At 58.6% G+C, this 13,257-nt stretch carries 12 protein-coding genes; 11 read left to right on the forward strand and 1 reads right to left on the reverse strand.

What is annotated here, in order from left to right; genetic code table 11:
- The first annotated feature begins 99 nt into the window (after positions 1-99).
- The 4 genes from M0808_RS24890 to M0808_RS24905 all read left to right on the forward strand — a co-directional run bounded on the left by M0808_RS24890 (position 100) and on the right by M0808_RS24905 (position 4,530).
- Positions 100-1,773 (forward strand): nitrite/sulfite reductase, encoded by a 1,674-nt coding sequence (locus M0808_RS24890; RefSeq protein WP_247842722.1) that lies wholly within the window; start codon positions 100-102, stop codon positions 1,771-1,773.
- The gene (locus M0808_RS24895; RefSeq protein WP_096797324.1) at positions 1,770-2,249 is read left to right on the forward strand and encodes a DUF934 domain-containing protein; all 480 of its coding nucleotides are present in this window, start codon (positions 1,770-1,772) and stop codon (positions 2,247-2,249) included. The genes M0808_RS24890 and M0808_RS24895 overlap by 4 nt, the downstream gene beginning before the upstream one ends.
- A 306-nt stretch (positions 2,250-2,555) precedes the next feature.
- Positions 2,556-3,530, forward strand: a complete 975-nt coding sequence (locus M0808_RS24900) for a hypothetical protein (protein ID WP_247842723.1) — start codon at positions 2,556-2,558, stop codon at positions 3,528-3,530.
- A gap of 328 nt (positions 3,531-3,858) precedes the next feature.
- On the forward strand, positions 3,859-4,530 hold the full coding sequence (locus M0808_RS24905; protein WP_139054513.1) for a DUF3313 domain-containing protein: 672 nt from the start codon (positions 3,859-3,861) through the stop codon (positions 4,528-4,530).
- A gap of 124 nt (positions 4,531-4,654) precedes the next feature.
- On the opposite strand, the gene M0808_RS24910 is transcribed toward M0808_RS24905, so the two are convergent.
- Positions 4,655-5,080, reverse strand: a complete 426-nt coding sequence (locus tag M0808_RS24910) for a YciI family protein (protein ID WP_247842724.1) — start codon at positions 5,078-5,080, stop codon at positions 4,655-4,657.
- 571 nt (positions 5,081-5,651) lie between these two features.
- Here M0808_RS24910 and M0808_RS24915 point away from each other — a divergent pair.
- The 7 genes from M0808_RS24915 (at position 5,652) to M0808_RS24945 (ending at position 13,233) form a co-directional block, all read left to right on the forward strand.
- Positions 5,652-6,020, forward strand: coding sequence for a DUF6124 family protein (locus M0808_RS24915; protein WP_135295699.1), 369 nt, complete (start codon positions 5,652-5,654; stop codon positions 6,018-6,020).
- 50 nt (positions 6,021-6,070) lie between these two features.
- A complete protein-coding gene (locus M0808_RS24920; RefSeq protein WP_247842725.1) occupies positions 6,071-6,772 on the forward strand; it encodes a PAAR domain-containing protein in 702 nt (233 codons plus the stop codon).
- Entirely contained in the window at positions 6,772-7,470 is a 699-nt protein-coding gene (locus M0808_RS24925; RefSeq protein ID WP_123587948.1) for a hypothetical protein, read from the forward strand. Before M0808_RS24920 ends, M0808_RS24925 begins: the two co-directional genes overlap by 1 nt.
- Positions 7,457-7,921 carry a hypothetical protein gene (locus M0808_RS24930; protein ID WP_236645243.1) on the forward strand — a complete coding sequence of 155 codons (465 nt, stop codon included), beginning with the start codon at positions 7,457-7,459 and terminating at the stop codon, positions 7,919-7,921. The genes M0808_RS24925 and M0808_RS24930 overlap by 14 nt, the downstream gene beginning before the upstream one ends.
- 230 nt (positions 7,922-8,151) lie before the next feature.
- A complete protein-coding gene (gene tpx / locus M0808_RS24935; RefSeq protein WP_003224497.1) occupies positions 8,152-8,652 on the forward strand; it encodes a thiol peroxidase in 501 nt (166 codons plus the stop codon).
- 175 nt (positions 8,653-8,827) lie between these two features.
- On the forward strand, positions 8,828-10,135 hold the full coding sequence (locus M0808_RS24940; RefSeq protein WP_027613731.1) for an MdtA/MuxA family multidrug efflux RND transporter periplasmic adaptor subunit: 1,308 nt from the start codon (positions 8,828-8,830) through the stop codon (positions 10,133-10,135).
- Complete coding sequence (locus M0808_RS24945) at positions 10,132-13,233, forward strand: MdtB/MuxB family multidrug efflux RND transporter permease subunit (RefSeq protein ID WP_247842726.1); 3,102 nt, start codon at positions 10,132-10,134, stop codon at positions 13,231-13,233. Before M0808_RS24940 ends, M0808_RS24945 begins: the two co-directional genes overlap by 4 nt.
- The last annotated feature ends 24 nt before the right edge of the window (positions 13,234-13,257 follow it).

Genomic DNA, 13,257 nt, shown 5'->3' on the forward strand with positions numbered 1-13,257 from the left:
GTGTCAGCCAACAAGTCAGTTGCCTGACACGCCGCTTTCGCGAGCAAGCCCGCTCCCACAGTTTTGATCTGGGATCAAACCTGATGGGGTAGCCGCTGCATGTATCAATACGATGATTACGACCGGGCGTTGGTGTTCGAGCGCGTTGCGCAATTTCGCGATCAGGTCGAGCGCTTCATGGCCGGAGAGTTGAGCGAGGAAGAGTTCCTGCCGCTGCGTCTGCAAAACGGCCTCTACCTGCAGAAGCACGCGTACATGCTGCGGGTGGCGATTCCTTACGGCACCCTGAGTGCCGAGCAGATGCGTACGCTGGCGAGCATTGCCGCCGATTATGATCGCGGCTACGGCCACTTCACCACGCGGCAGAACCTGCAATTCAACTGGATCGAACTGGCGCAGGTGCCGGACATCCTTGAACGCTTGGCGCAGGTCAACATGCACGCGATCCAGACCTCCGGCAACTGCGTGCGTAACATCACCACCGAAGCCTTTGCCGGGGTCGCAGCGGACGAGATGATCGACCCGCGCCCACTGGCCGAGATCTTGCGGCAATGGTCGACGATCAACCCGGAGTTCCTCTTCCTGCCACGCAAGTTCAAGATCGCCATCTGCTCGGCGAAGCAGGATCGCGCGGCGATCATGATGCATGACATCGGCCTGTATCTTTATCCGGGGCGAGACGGGCAGATGCTGCTGCGGGTGATCGTCGGCGGCGGGTTGGGGCGCACGCCGATCCTCGGTCTGCAGATCCGCGAAGGCTTGCAGTGGCAGCATCTGCTGTCCTACGTCGAAGCGATCCTGCGGGTCTACAACCGCCATGGCCGGCGCGACAACAAGTACAAGGCGCGGATCAAGATTCTGGTCAAGGCGCTGGGCATCGAGGCATTCGCCAAAGAGGTCGAGGAAGAATGGCAGCACCTCAAGGACGGCCCTGCGCAGTTGACCGAGGCCGAGTATGAGCGAGTCGCCCGGGCATTCGTGCCGCCGATCTATCACACCCTGGCCGATACCGATCTGGATTTCGGCACGCATCTGGCTGAAAGCCCGGCGTTCGCCCGCTGGGTCGCGCGCAACGTGCAGCCGCACAAGAAACCGGGTTATACCAGCGTGGTGCTGTCGACCAAACCGGGGCTGAGCGCGCCGCCAGGGGATGTCACCGGGTTGCAGATGCTGGCGGTGGCCGACTGGTCGGAGCGCTTCGGTTTTGGCGAAATTCGCATTGCCCACGAGCAGAACATCGTCCTGCCCGATGTACGAAAGTCTGACCTGTACGAACTCTGGCGACTGGCCTGCGAGCGCAATCTGGGCAGCGCCAACGTCGGCCTGCTGACCGACATCATCGCCTGCCCGGGCGGCGATTTCTGCGCGCTGGCCAACGCCAAGTCGATCCCGATTGCCCAGGCGATTCAGGCGCGTTTCGACAACCTCGACTACCTGCACGACCTGGGCGACATCAGCCTGAACATCTCCGGCTGCATCAACGCCTGCGGCCACCACCACATCGGCAATATCGGCATCCTCGGCGTCGATAAGAACGGCAGCGAGTGGTATCAGATCACCCTTGGCGGCGCGCAGGGCAAAAACAGCGCCTTGGGCAAAGTCATCGGCCCATCGTTCAGCGCGGCCGAAGTGCCGCAGGTGATCGAGCGGATCATCGGCACTTTTGTGCGATACCGCGAAAGCGAGGAACTGTTTGTCGACACCGTGGCGCGCATTGGCCTGGAGCCGTTCAAGGAGCGGGTCTACCCGAAAGTGCTGGAGGCGTCGGCATGAACAATCTGCTGCGTCTGGAGCAAGGTGTCGCACGCCTGATCGAGGACGACCCATGGACGCTGGTTCGCGAGCCGGAGCAGGGCAGGCCGCAAGGATTGTTGATCCTGCCGCTGGCGCACTGGCTGCAATCGCCCTCGACCCACGCGGTGTGGCTGGGGCCTGACGATGAGGTCGAAAGCGTGGTGCCGTGGCTGGCCTCGCTGCCGCTGATTGCCCTGGATTTTCCGAGCTTTCGCGACGGTCGCGCCTACAGTCAGGCGTATCTGCTGCGTAGCCGGTTTGGCTGGGCTGGCGAGCTGCGCGCGATTGGTGATGTGTTGCGTGATCAGCTCAGTCATATGCGCCAGTGCGGGTTCGACAGTTTTGCGGTGCGCGAGGACAAGTCGGCTGAGGATGCCCTGAAGGGACTGGCCGGCATGAGCGTGCTGTACGGCCGCTCGGTGATCGAGCCACGGCCGCTATTCCGCAGACGCTGAATATCCATTGCTTGATAGATACTTTGTGGTGAGGGGATTTATCCCGATGGGCTGCGAAGCAGACCTAAAATCTGCCGAAGCATTTCTTCAGCTAAAACCTGTTGGCTGGTTCTGCGGCCGCTGCGCAGCCGGTCGGGGATAAATCCCCTCACCACAATTGCCTAGCGGCCCCTTCTCTACAGGGGAAACCCTTACATCCCGCACCATTCCCGGATTTTTCCTTGGGTCGATGCTGGCCTTTTGGTAGAGTCCCCGTCGCCAGCGGGTTTTCGGCTGGACGACGGAACGAAGAAGGGAGTCTGGGTAGTGAGTGCGGGCAAAAAGATTTTGGGCCTCACGGCGTTGCTGTTGATGCTGACGCTGTGGGCCAGTTACTTCTATGTGTTCAAGGAAAACCGTGACGGCCAGTTGGGCGGCGCCGGTGAAAGCACCGCGTGGTGCGGCGCGCCGCCGTCCACCGAAGCGGCGCTGTTGGGCAAGGATCAACTGACCTTGCGCGTCACCAACAACCTGCGCGGCGAGTTCATGCTCAGTGGCTCGCTGGTGGTCTCCGAACGCACCTTCAACCGTTACGATCTGGGCCGCAACGAACTGCGTCTGCGCCTGGAGCCGTTGCAGTGGTCGTACGGCGTGACGCCGATCTTCCTCGAACAGGTCAAGGTTCAGCCGCTGAGCCGCAACCTCGCGTCGCCGACCAAAAGCGCCTACGCCGAGCTTGAGCCACGGCCCATCGGCGTGCAGGGTCAGGTCACCGACTTTCCGTTCGACACCTATCGCTACGGCTATAAACCGGTGCTGTATTACCTCAAGGGCAGCGAGCGCATCGACCTGCGCTTCAAGAACATCACCACGCTGATGGATATGTCCAATACCTTCACGCCGATCCAGAAGTACAACCGCGTCGAGTACATCAACGAGAAAAACTCGATGATCCGCGACGAGGACTACAAGGCCTACGCCCCGCACGAATGCGCGTTCAGCGTCGAGCGCAAAGGCTCGTTCAAGGTCGTGGTGCTGTTGTTCCTGCTGGTGCTGTGCCTGCCGCTGTTGCACGTGTTCTATCGCGACGAGCCGGGGATCGATTTCCTCGCCACGCTGGTGACGATTGCCGTGGTGCGGGTGCTGCTGGTGGGGCCGGTGCAGGACTTCCAGCTGTACAACATCGACTTCCTGTTCGGCGCGGCGATTCTGCTGGTGGGCTCGGTATCGCTGATCAAGGCGATGCGCGCCAACAGCCGGCGCGAGATGGCCTTGAAGAGCGGGGCGACGTCTTCCTGGTAATACTCAGTGTTCGAGACCAACACTGACCCTGTGGGAGCGGGCTTGCTCGCGAATGCGGTACATCAGTCACCCTTGATGTTGGCTGAGGGAATGCATTCGCGAGCAAGCCCGCTCCCACAAGGGATCAGCGATCACTTCAGCGCCGGATCCCCCATGTTCATCTTCTTCCAGCCTTAAGTCGTATCTGCATCTGTGGCTTAAATGAGGTTTGCCAAGCCGCGCGGGGTCTCGTATGAATTTTGTGGTTTTGCAACGCAATCGCCGCACTTTTAGCTATACCTGTAACTCCCCCATACGCACATTCAGGCCTTCTGACAGGAGTTACAGCATGAAGCTAGCAGTAATGATGGGCACCCTTTGCATCGCCACCCTTGGGGTGGTGGGTTGCTCCAGCAAAACCGTCGCTCCCGATGAGTATTCCGGCTTTCTCAAGGACTACAGCCAGCTCAAGGAGGCCAAATCGCCGTCCGGCGCCGAGGTGATGCGCTGGATCGATCCGAAGGTCGACATCAGCAAGTTCACCAGCGTGTACATCGAGCCAACCCAGCTCTATCCAAAGCCGCAACCGACCGCAAAGATTTCGCAGCAGACCCTCAACGGCATCACCTCCTATTACGATCAGGCGCTCAAGCGTGAAATCAGCAAGGATCTGCCGTTGGCCAACGGCCCCGGCCCAGGGGTGATTGTGGTGCGGGCGGCGATCACTGCCGTGAGCAGCAAGACCGAAGGCCTGCACGCGTATGAAGTGATCCCGGTCGCTCTGGTCGCGGCAGCGGTCAGCACCGCCAGCGGTATCCGCGATCAGGAAACCACCCTGGCCACCGAAGCGGTGTTCCTCGACGGTGCGAGCAACAAGGTGGTGGCGCAAGTGGTGCGCAAAGGCACCGGTAAACCGTTGGAAAATGAAACTCAAGCGATGAAGGCCTCCGACGTCAAACCTGTGATCGACGGCTGGGCCAATGACATGCGTCAGATGTATGTGAAGCTCAAGTCCAAATAAGCTGGGGCCTTTGTAGGAGCTGCCGCAGGCTCGGGCCGCGATCGGACGATCTTTTGACTTTGAATTTTTTTAAAAGCCAGATCAAAAGATCGCAGCCTTTGGCAGCTCCTACAGGGGGCAGGGATTACAGGTTTTTCTTCGCTTGCTCGCGAACACGTTCTTCCTGCGCCCGCGCCTCAGGCGTGAATTCGGCACCGAAATCCTCGGCGGAGAAGATCTGGCGGATTTCTATATCAGAGTCGCCCGGCATGGGGTTCGGGCAGCGTTTGACCCATTCGATGGCTTCTTCCTTCGACTTCACTTCCCAGATCCAGTAGCCGGCTACCAGCTCCTTGGTCTCGATGAACGGGCCGTCGATGACCGTGCGTTTGTCGCCGGAGAAATGCACGCGGGCGCCTTTGCTGCTCGGGTGCAGGCCATCGGCGTCGATGAGGATGCCGGCCTTGACCAGTTCTTCGTTGAAGTTGCCCATGGCGGTGATCAGTTCTTCGCTGGGCATGATGCCGGCTTCGGAGTCGACGCTGGCTTTGACAAGGATCATGAATCGCATGGTGATGTCTCCAGGGAATGGGGGGATTCACTGCATAGTCGAGCGGGCAGGGCGTGAATCGACAGGTCTCTGAATAAAAGATGCAGTCCGGCGTTTTAACAAACGCAATCCGACACACTGCAACTGCCAATGTAGGAGCTGCCGCAGGCTCGGGCCGCGATCGGACGATCTTTTGATCTTGTCGTTAAAAACCAACATCAAAAGATCGCAGCCTGCGGCAGCTCCCCGTGCGTATTTCAATTCAGGATGTTTAAACGTTGTTTCGATTTTGCGGAACGTTCCCACAAGGTTTTCAGGTTGTCCGTCGGACGTAGGGTCTCTAGCCTGTGTTCGTCGCTGCCAATTCAGCGACCGGGACTGGAAACCCCGATGGGTATTAGTGGCGCGTACACGCCTTTCATAACGTATCCTTGCGCACTTCGAATGTGTGCACTCCGTTATGGCGGCTGTGCGCGGGGGACCTTCGGGTCGTCCGGGTCGCCGCTGCCCGGGTTTCCAACCTGCGTACAGCTGCCACCTCTTCGTCCGGAAACCGAAGGGGGCAGCTCCGACTATTCAGTGGAGTTACACCATGAAAAAACCAACACCCAACCCCCCAGAATCAGGCGCCGACACCACAACCCCTTACGCCTCAGTCGACAGTAAAAAACTCCACGAAGCCGCCGACCGCGCCCTCGACTACTACCTCAATCCCGCCGCCCGTATCATGTCTAGCGCCAACGAGCCGGAGTCCATGTACCTCGCCAATCCCAGGTTCAACACCGAATCTCTTTTAGCCAACGCCAGCGAAACACTCGGCTCGGCCAGCGAGATGCTCATCAACTTCGCTGCCTCGCTGGAAACCTCCCAGCGCAAAACAGCACTGGGCATTGCTCAGGTCGTCATGCTGGGGGAGTTAGCGGTAAATCAAGCACTGGATCACGTAGAACTTAAAGACTGATTGATCATGACCCTTCCCGCGCGCAGCAAAGCAATGAAGCCCTTGAGGCAATGCGTCAGATTCGTGAGTTGGCGCACAGAGCTCTCTTGTTACATTCCTTTACCGCGCGTTGGAACGGTCAACGACCAACCAAAAAAGACTCTAGCCGGTTGTATTTTCTATCCAGTCCGCAGGTGCCATGGATACCCTGTTTTCCAAAACAAGATCGGGTAACATCCGCAGGTCGTGATATTCAATGGAGAGAAACGATGGCAGGAAAGCCAGTCGCAAGGCTCGGAGATCCAGGTAGTCATGGTGGAAATATCAGCACTGGATCAAGTCCTATTTTTGTTAACTCGACTCCCGTAGCTTTGGTAGGAGATATCTATTCCTGCCCGATTCACGGCAGTAATCCCATAACAACGGGCGCCCCCCATGTTTTTGGATTGGGAAAGGACGTTGCCCATGTCGGTTCCCAAACGGCATGTGGAGCGACGATTACTGCTGGATCACCCGACACCTTCGTCGGTGATTCTGGTAGTGCTCCCGCCAGCTTCTTCTCGCAGTTTCTGAAAGAAAAGACGTTCGTCGAGTTTCAGTTGCTTAATGAAAGAGATGAACCTGTAGCTAACGAGGCGTATGAATTGACGCTTCCCGATGGAACCTTGATGACTGGCGTCCTCGACGAAAATGGCTTTGTGCATGTTGCAAATATTCCCAGGGGGAGTTGCAGCATAAAGTTTCCGAAACTTGAAGATACGGAACATCTTTAATGGTTCAGTCTACTAAAACTACCAGCACAACCCAGGCAGCAAAAAATACAGGCGCATCAGGGAAAACCACGAAAACCAATCAGGTGGTCGTATCCGGTGCGTATATGGAAGTGCTGGTGGGTGGTCCCTACACCCGCGATAAAGAAGAACATCCTTTCGGGCACGCTGCTTTACACGTGGTGGTCGGTAGCAAAGACATTACTTATGACTTTGGTCGCTATGGAAAAACCTGGGGCACGTTCGATAGCGAGGGCGAAGGCGTGTTGAACGTCTGGACGTCCTTCAAAGCGTATATCTCTGGTGAAAACAGTTTGGGGCGTACAACAACAGGTTTTGTTTATTTTTTGGAAAATGCAAAAGCCGAGGCTGTGATCGCTCATTTCGACGGTATTGTCGCCCAGCAAAAAGAACAGCGAAAAAAGACTGCCTCATCAGCTCGGTATGTCTTGCCATCGAACTATCATCCGACCACGAATAACTGCACAACCGTGACAATCGCAGGAGCAAAGGTTTCGGGAAAGTCAATTGTGCAGAACCCGGCGAAATTCAATGAGATGCGAGGTCTTTCTTTTATCGAAAGACAGGCAGCGCGTACGCAAAGTAGTCCGAAGGACGGTATTTTCATGCCTGCGGATTTACAAGCCATGCTCGAAGCGAATACCGAGGCCCCCTATGATAAGAAAAATGTTTACAAATAGACGTCTTGGCCTATGGCTGGTGGCAGTTTTATCCGTCAATGCGATTTTTTTGGCTTTTCTGATTTTTGGCGATATTGCGAAGGGGCACAATATGAAAATGATCAAAACTAAAGAACCGTTGCTGATTGAAGGGCCAAATGGTGACGAGAATTACTATGTCCTGCCTTTGGGTACTACCCTTTATCACGATAAAAGCTTTCCTGAAGGGCATGACCGTTATGTGGTGTATCTCAATCATAAAGGTGCAATTGCACACGAAGAAGTACCCATGAAGCCTGAGTATGGCGGTTCATTTATAGATCCGCTCTGGCTGGCCAATGTTGATGAGGAAACCTTGAAAGAAATTTTCAAACGGTTTCCGCTCTCCAAAACCGATATTGCCGCTGCTATCAAGGCCAATGAAATAACCAAGGATGATCTAGCCGACATCATCCGATCCATGCCCGACTGACCCATTCTTTTAGCTGTCGGTGAAACGAAGCTGCGATCTTTTGATCTTGATGAAAAGATAAAGTCAAAAGATCGCAGCCTGCGGCAGCTCCTACAGGGGGGCTTGGGTTGTATACAATTTTTTGCGCAGGCCCCTGACAATTTTCAGTCAGGGCATAGGTCGTCGGACAATTTCGTGGTTAACTTCGGCCTCTTGCATGCTCAATAACCACGTTAAGAAGGACTAAAGTCATGGCTCAAGTCACCCTCAAAGGCAACCCGGTTCAAGTCAACGGCCAGTTGCCACAAGCCGGTTCCAAGGCGCCAGCCTTTTCCCTGGTTGCCGGCAATCTGTCCGACGTCACTCTGGCGAGCTTCGCCGGCAAGCGCAAAGTGCTGAACATCTTCCCAAGCGTTGATACCCCGACCTGCGCCACTTCGGTACGCAAGTTCAACGCTCAGGCCAACGAACTGGCCAACACCGTGGTGCTGTGCATCTCGGCTGACCTGCCATTCGCTCAGGCACGCTTCTGCGGCGCCGAAGGTCTGGAAAACGTGCAGAACCTGTCGACCCTGCGCGGTGCCGAATTCATCGAAAACTACGGCGTAGCCATCGCTGACGGCCCGCTCAAAGGCCTGACCGCCCGTGCCGTGGTAGTGCTGGACGAGAACGACAACGTCCTGCACAGCGAACTGGTCAAGGAAATCGCTGAAGAGCCGAACTACGACGCAGCACTCGCCGTTCTGAAATAAGCGCTTTTACAATTGTTAACGGCCTGGCCCTGTCCAGGCCGTTTTCATTTGTGTATCAGTGTTTTGCCTCACACCTTGAAACGTAAGTTGAAGGTAAATTGCCGGTAAAGCTGCTTTGCTTAAATCCGATCAGTGCTTATCGTTCAGCCTCCCGTAAAAGAAGCCCACGCGCCCAATGGTTAATCAATCCATGCAATCGTCCCCTCGCAACTCCCGTCGCTGGCTGATCAGCCTGCTCGTCCTGTTGGTCATCGCCGTCCTGTGCTGGAAATTCTGGCCCGCCGGTTCGGCCCACAAGGAGGGCGCCGACAAGGCGGCGAGCGGCCATGCCGGACGTTCGGGGATGATGCGGCCAGGCTTCGGCGGTGCGGCCGGGCCGATTCCGGTGCGTGTGGCGCCGGCGGTCACGGGCGACTTCCCGCTGTATTACAAGGCACTGGGCACGGTGACTGCGCTCAACACCATCAACGTGCGCAGCCGGGTCGGCGGTGAACTGGTGAAGATCAATTTCGAGGAAGGGCAGATGGTCAAGGCCGGCGACCTGCTGGCAGAGATCGATCCGCGTCCGTACCAGAACGCCTTGCTCCAGGCTGAAGGCACCTTGCTGCAGAATCAGGCGCAGTTGAAAAACGCACAGGTCGACGTCGAGCGTTATCGCGGCCTGTACAAGGAAGACAGCATCGCCAAGCAGACCCTGGACACCGCCGAAGCGCTGGTCGGCCAGTACCTGGGCACGGTCAAGACCAATCAGGCGGCGGTCAACGACGCCAAGCTCAATCTCGAATTCACCAAGATCCGCGCACCGATTGCCGGTCGCGTCGGTCTGCGTCAGGTCGACGTCGGCAACCTCGTCGCGGCCAACGACACCACGTTCCTTGCGGTCATCACTCAGACCCAACCGATCAGCGTGGTCTTCACCCTGCCGGAAAACAGTCTCGAAACCGTATTGGCGCGCTACCACAGCGGCGCCAAACTGCCGGCCGAGGCATGGGATCGCGGCGATACCAAGATCCAGGCCAGCGGCGTGCTGCAAAGCCTCGACAACCAGATCGACGTCGCCACCGGCACCCTGAAATTCAAGGCCCGTTACGATAACCGCGACCAGTCGCTGTTCCCCAATCAGTTCGTCAACGTCCATCTGCTGGCCGACACCCTGAAAGGCGTGGTGCTGGCACCGTCGGCGGCGATTCAGTTCGGCACCAACGGCACGTTCGTTTACGCATTGGACGGCGACAAGAAAGTCACCATCCGCCAACTGAAGATCGGCGCCAGTGACGGCACCAACACTGTGGTCACCGAAGGCCTCGCCGCGGGCGATCGCGTGGTGCTGGAAGGCACGGACCGCCTGAAGGAAGGCAGCGAAGTGGAAGTGGTCAACGACAGCAATGACGTGCCGACCACACCGACCGGGCACCTGCAGGGCAAACCCGCCGCCAGTGCACCGGACGCCGCCGCGGCTGACAAGGCCAAGAAGGGCGCATGAACATTTCGCGGCTGTTCATCCTCCGTCCGGTAGCCACCACCCTGAGCATGCTGGCCATTGTTCTGGCCGGCCTGATTGCTTATCGCCTGCTGCCGGTCTCGGCCTTGCCGCAGGTCGATTATCCGACCATTCGCGTCATGACCCTGTACCCCGGCGCCAGTCCGGACGTGATGACCAGTGCCGTCACCGCGCCGCTCGAACGTCAGTTCGGGCAGATGCCGGGCCTGACGCAAATGGCCTCGACCAGCTCCGGCGGCGCTTCGGTTCTGACCCTGCGTTTCAGCCTCGACATCAACATGGACGTCGCCGAACAGCAGGTGCAAGCCGCGATCAACGCCGCGACCAACCTGCTGCCGACCGACCTGCCGGCGCCGCCGGTGTACAACAAGGTCAACCCGGCGGATACCCCGGTGCTGACCTTGGCGATCACCTCGAAAACCATGCTCCTGCCCAAGCTTAATGATCTGGTCGATACGCGCATGGCGCAGAAGATCGCCCAGATCAGCGGCGTCGGCATGGTCAGCATTGCCGGCGGTCAGCGGCAGGCGGTGCGGATCAAGGTCAACCCGGAAGCCCTCGCGGCGAACAGCCTGAACCTGGAAGACGTGCGCACCTTGATCGGCGCGTCCAATGTCAACCAGCCCAAGGGTAACTTCGACGGCCCGACCCGGGTCTCGATGCTCGATGCCAACGACCAGCTGACGTCGCCCAAGGACTACGCCAACCTGATCCTCGCCTACAAGAACGGCGCGCCGCTGCGTCTGAAGGATGTGGCGGAAATCGTCGACGGTGCGGAGAACGAACGTCTCGCCGCGTGGGCCAACCAGAATCAGGCAGTGCTGCTCAATATCCAGCGTCAACCGGGCGCCAACGTGATCGAGGTGGTCGATCGGATCAAGGCGTTGCTGCCGAGCATCACCGACAACCTGCCGGCCGGCCTCGACGTTACCGTGCTCACCGACCGCACCCAGACCATCCGCGCCTCGGTCACCGACGTACAACACGAACTGCTGATCGCCATTGCGTTGGTGGTGATGGTGACGTTCCTGTTTTTGCGGCGTGCCAGCGCGACGATCATCCCGTCGGTTGCGGTGCCGCTGTCGCTGATCGGTACGTTTGGCGTGATGTACCTGGCCGGCTTCTCGGTCAACAACCTGACCTTGATGGCGCTGACCATCGCCACCGGTTTCGTGGTCGACGATGCGATCGTGATGCTGGAGAACATCGCGCGTTTCATCGAGGAGGGTGATAGCCCGATGCAGGCAGCGCTGAAAGGCGCCAAACAGATCGGTTTCACTTTGATTTCGCTGACCCTGTCGCTGATCGCGGTACTGATTCCACTGCTGTTCATGGCTGACGTGGTCGGGCGGCTGTTCCGCGAGTTCGCCATCACTCTGGCGGTGGCGATCCTTATTTCGCTGGTGGTCTCGCTGACCCTGACGCCGATGATGTGCGCGCGCTTGCTCAAGCGTGAGCCGGAGGCCCACGAACAGGGCCGCTTCTACCGGGCCAGTGGCGCGGTCATCGACTGGATGATCGCCGCGTACGGGCGCAAGTTGCAGTGGGTGCTCAAACACCAGCCGCTGACCCTGTTGGTGGCTATCGGTACGTTGGCGCTGACGGTGTTCCTTTATATGGTGGTGCCCAAGGGATTTTTCCCGGTGCAGGACACCGGGGTGATCCAGGGCATCTCCGAAGCGCCGCAGTCGATTTCGTTCGCGGCCATGGGCGAGCGCCAGCAGGCGCTGGCCAAGGTGATTCTCGAAGATCCGGCGGTGGAGAGCCTGTCGTCCTACATCGGTGTCGACGGCGACAACGCCACGCTCAACAGCGGTCGCTTGCTGATCAACCTCAAGCCGCATGGCCAGCGTGACCTGAGCGCCACCGAGGTGATCGCGCGCCTGCAACCGCAACTGGACAAACTGGTCGGCATCCGCCTGTTCATGCAGCCGGTGCAGGATCTGACCATCGAGGATCGGGTCAGCCGCACCCAGTACCAGTTCAGCATGTCCTCACCGGATGCCGAACTGCTCAGCCAGTGGAGCGGGCGTCTGGTCGAGGCTTTGGCCCAGCGTCCGGAGCTGACCGACGTCGCCAGCGACTTGCAGGACAAGGGCTTGCAGGTCTATCTGGTGATCGACCGCGATGCGGCTTCGCGCCTCGGTGTTTCGGTGCAGAACATCACCGATGCGCTGTATGACGCCTTCGGTCAGCGGCAAATCTCGACCATTTACACCCAGGCCAGCCAGTACCGCGTGGTGCTGCAGGCGCAGGCCGGGGAGAAGATCGGGCCGGCGGCGCTGGACCAGATTCACGTCAAGACCACTGACGGTGCGCAGGTGCGCCTGTCGAGCTTGGCCCATGTCGAGGAGCGTCAGGCGCAACTGGCGATCACCCACATCGGTCAGTTCCCGGCGGTGATGATGTCGTTCAACCTGGCGCCCGGTGTGGCGCTGGGACATGCGGTGGACATCATCGATCAGGTGCAGAAGGACATCGGCATGCCGATTGGCGTGCAGACCCAGTTCCAGGGTGCGGCCGAAGCGTTCCAGGCGTCGTTGTCGAGCACCTTGCTGCTGATTCTGGCGGCGGTGGTGACCATGTACATCGTGCTCGGCGTGCTTTACGAAAGTTACATCCACCCGATCACCATTCTCTCGACCCTGCCGTCGGCGGCGGTCGGCGCCTTGCTAGCGTTGCTGCTCAGCGGCAATGACCTGGGCATGATCGCGATCATCGGCATCATCCTGTTGATCGGTATCGTCAAGAAGAACGCGATCATGATGATCGACTTCGCCCTCGACGCCGAACGCACCCAGGGCATGGCGCCGGAGCAGGCGATCTATCAGGCGGCGCTGCTGCGCTTCCGGCCGATTCTGATGACCACTCTGGCAGCGTTGTTCGGCGCGGTGCCGTTGATGCTCGCCACCGGTTCCGGGGCGGAATTGCGTCAGCCACTGGGTCTGGTGATGGTCGGCGGCTTGCTGGTGAGCCAGGTGCTGACCCTGTTCACCACGCCGGTGATCTATCTGTACTTCGACCGTCTCGGTCGGCGCTTTGGCAAGACTAATGCCGACCGCGAAGAGGTGGTGGTATGACTTTGCACCGCCACATAACCTGTG

The organism is Pseudomonas sp. MWU12-3103b (assembly GCF_023100615.1).
Classification (GTDB): domain Bacteria; phylum Pseudomonadota; class Gammaproteobacteria; order Pseudomonadales; family Pseudomonadaceae; genus Aquipseudomonas; species Aquipseudomonas putida_A.